The organism is Achromobacter sp. (assembly GCF_036567245.1).
Lineage (GTDB): Bacteria > Pseudomonadota > Gammaproteobacteria > Burkholderiales > Burkholderiaceae_B > Achromobacter.
The window spans coordinates 1-2637 of record NZ_DATCUY010000018.1; the positions used below are offsets into that span (position 1 = coordinate 1).

Here is a 2637-nt window from a genome sequence, read left to right on the forward strand (position 1 = left end):
GAAGTCCGGTCCGACCGCGCAGCCTGCGAGCAGCGCGCACAGGACCGGCGCGGCCAGCCTGTGTGCGGCGGCGGACGGAAAGGGCAGGGGCGTAGGGCGGGACATGGCGGTTCAATCCAGGGTGCGGCGGTAGAACTTCACGGCGGCGGTCATGACGACCAGGGTAAACAGCAGCAGCGGCCAGATGCTGGGCCACAGGTCCCACCAGCCGTTGCCCTTGAGCAGGATGCCGCGGATCAGCCGGTTGAAATGCGTCAGCGGCAACAGGTTGCCCAGGTATTGCGCCCACAGCGGCATGCCCTGGAAGGGGAACATGAAGCCGGATAGCAGCATGTTGGGCAGGAAATAGAACATGGTCAGTTGCATGGCCTGCAACTGGTTCTGCGCCAGCGACGACAAGGTGATGCCTACCGTCAGGTTGGCGGCCACGAACACCAGCGCCGACAGGTACACGGCCAGCAGCGACCCCTGGAACGGCACGTGGAATACGAAGTGCGCGGCCAGCAGGATGATGCTGGACTGGATCAGGCCGATCGCGATGTAGGGCACGATCTTGCCCGTCATGACTTCGATCGGCCGCACCGGCATCGCCAGCAGGTTTTCCATGGTGCCGCGTTCGCGCTCGCGCGTCATGGCCAGGCCGGTCATCATCACCAGCGTCATGGTCAGGATCACGCCCATCAGGCCGGGCACGGTGTTGTATTGCGAGATCTGCTCTTCGTTGTAGAGCTGGTGCACCAATACGTCGAAGGGCGGCTGGCCGCCCGCCAGGCTGGCCAGCGGGCCGGTCAGGTCCTTGGTCGCCACGGCCTGCGACAGCTGCGTGGCCGCGCCTATGGCCAGCCCGGTCGCCATGGGGTCGGTGGCGTCGGCCTCGATCAGCAGCGCCGGGCGCTCGCCGCGCAGCAGCTTGCGGCTGAAGTCCGGCGGTATGGTCAGCACGAACAGCACGCGGCCCTGGGCCAGCGCCGTGCGTCCGGCCTCTTCGGTGTCCAGTTCCTCGACGATGTGGAAGTAGTCCGATGATTTCATCGCCGCGACGAAGCTGCGCGTGAAGGGGCTGTGGTCGGCGGTGATGACCGCCGTCGGCATTTGCTTGGGGTTGGTGTTGATGGCGTAGCCGAACAGCGCCAGCTGCATGATGGGCAGGCCCACGATCATGCCGAAGGTGATGCGGTCGCGGCGCAGTTGCAGGAACTCCTTGAGCACCATGCTCCACCAGCGCGACCAGGAAAAGCCTTGCAGATGGCGCATCATGGCGGGCTCGCGAAATTGTCGGTGGAACGCTTCATCAGGTAGATGAAGACGTCCTCCAGGCTGGTGTCGATGCGTTCCAGGCTCAGGTCCTGGCCGGCGATGGCTTCCTGCAGTGTGCGTTCCAGCAGCGCGGCGTCGCGGCCGCTGATGTGCAGGGCGGAGCCGAAGGCCACGGTCTGGTCCACGCCCGGCGCGCCGCGCAGCCGCTGCGCCAGCGGCACCAGGTTGTGGCCGTGGATGGCCCAGGTGGTCAGGCCCTGTTCGGCGATGACGTCCTCGGCCGTGCCCTGCGTCAGCAGCTTGCCGTAGGAGATGTAGGCCAGCTTGTGGCAGCGCTCGGCCTCGTCCATGTAGTGCGTGCTGACCAGCACCGATATGCCGCGCGCCGCCAGCTCATGCAGCTGCTCCCAGAAGTCGCGCCGCGCGGTCGGATCCACGCCGGCGGTGGGTTCGTCCAGCAGCAGCAGTTTCGGCTGATGCAGCAGGCAGGCCGCCAGCGCCAGGCGTTGCTTCCAGCCGCCGGACAAGGATCCCGTCAGCTGTTTGGCGCGGCTTTGCAGGCCCAGGTCTTCCAGCGCGCGGTCCACCTTGGCCTTGCGGTCCGACATGCCATACATGCGCGCCACGAAATCCAGGTTCTCGCGTATGGTCAGGTCGTCCCAGTAGGAGAACTTCTGCGTCATGTAGCCGACGTGCCGCTTGATCTGCTCGCTGTCGCGCAGGATGTCGTAGCCCAGGCAGGTGCCGCTGCCCGAGTCTGGCGTCAACAGGCCGCACATCAGGCGGATGCAGGTGGTCTTGCCGCTGCCGTTGGGACCCAGGAAGCCGAAGATCTCGCCTTCGCGCACCTGCAGCGACACGTCGTTGACCACGTGCTTGTCGCCGAAGCGCTTGTTCAGCCCGTGCACGTCGATGACGTATTGCCCGGCGGGCGCTTGCGTGGCGGCGGGCGCGTTCATTGCGGCGTTGCCTCGACCGGCTGGCCGGGATGCAGCCGCGTGGCGGCTTCGGACGCGGGCCGGGCCTGCACCATGTAGACCAGCTTGCTGCGGCTTTCGCGGCTGTAGATCACGGGCGGCGTGTATTCGGCCTGGGTTGATATGTAGTCGATGCGCACGGGGATGGGATCGCCGCAGGCATCGCAGCGCACCGTGGCCTGCTGGCCTACCTTCAGCGCCCCCAGCGCTTCCTCCGGCACGAAGAAGCGCACCTTGATATTGCCGGGCGGCAACAGGCTTACGACCGGACTGCCCGCGGGCACCCATTCGCCCACGCGGTACAAGGTGTCGAATACCAGCCCCGCGGCCGGCGCGGCCAGGCGCTTTTGCGCCAGCGTCCATTCCGCCTGGGCCAGGGCCGCCTTGGCCGCGTCCACCTCGG

Annotated in this window: 3 protein-coding genes; all 3 read right to left on the reverse strand. The window is 66.7% G+C overall.

The genetic code is table 11. The annotated features are described in order from the left end of the window. Window positions 1-111: 111 nt before the first annotated feature. Window positions 112-1257 carry an ABC transporter permease gene (locus VIR09_RS00620; RefSeq protein WP_332010715.1) on the reverse strand — a complete coding sequence of 382 codons (1146 nt, stop codon included), beginning with the start codon at window positions 1255-1257 and terminating at the stop codon, window positions 112-114. Further along, complete coding sequence (locus tag VIR09_RS00625) at window positions 1254-2216, reverse strand: ABC transporter ATP-binding protein (protein ID WP_332010718.1); 963 nt, start codon at window positions 2214-2216, stop codon at window positions 1254-1256. Before VIR09_RS00625 ends, VIR09_RS00620 begins: the two co-directional genes overlap by 4 nt. Further along, window positions 2213-2637 (reverse strand): HlyD family secretion protein (locus VIR09_RS00630; RefSeq protein WP_332010721.1); only part of this gene is annotated, 425 nt, incomplete at its 5' end. The genes VIR09_RS00630 and VIR09_RS00625, both read right to left, overlap by 4 nt.

Excerpts from the sequence above, each read along its gene's own strand:
- VIR09_RS00620 (WP_332010715.1), bottom strand. The coding sequence starts at position 1,257 with ATGATGCGCCATCTGCAAGGCTTTTCCTGGTCGCGCTGGTGGAGCATG.
- VIR09_RS00625 (WP_332010718.1), bottom strand. The coding sequence starts at position 2,216 with ATGAACGCGCCCGCCGCCACGCAAGCGCCCGCCGGGCAATACGTCATC.